Here is a 238-nt window from a genome sequence, read left to right as displayed (position 1 = left end):
CCGGCCGCCGCGCTGATCGGCGCCTTCGTCTTCTACGCGCTGGTGATCGCGGTGATGGAGCTCGCGCGCATCCCGGAGACCTATGCCTTCGAGCTCACCACCCAGGGCTTCGTGCTGCTGTTCGGCGCGGCGGTGGTCGCCTATCTGCGCGGGCGGGCGCGACGGCCGGCGGCCTGGGCGGTCGGCGTCGCGGCGCTCACCGGCTGGGCGTTCCTGATGTCGGGGTTTTCCTGGCTGC

1 protein-coding gene is annotated in these 238 nt (G+C 72.7%); it reads left to right on the top strand.

Going from position 1 to position 238, the window contains the following annotated elements:
• A partial coding sequence (locus SB717_RS39350) for a hypothetical protein (RefSeq protein ID WP_410908739.1) occupies nt 1-238 on the top strand: 238 nt, incomplete at both ends.

This window comes from Priestia sp. SIMBA_032, assembly GCF_046535215.1.
In the GTDB taxonomy this organism is placed as follows: Bacteria; Bacillota; Bacilli; order Bacillales; family Bacillaceae_H; genus Priestia; species Priestia aryabhattai.
The sequence above is the reverse complement of the archived record's forward strand: the minus strand, read 5'-3'. Positions and strand labels throughout refer to the sequence as shown.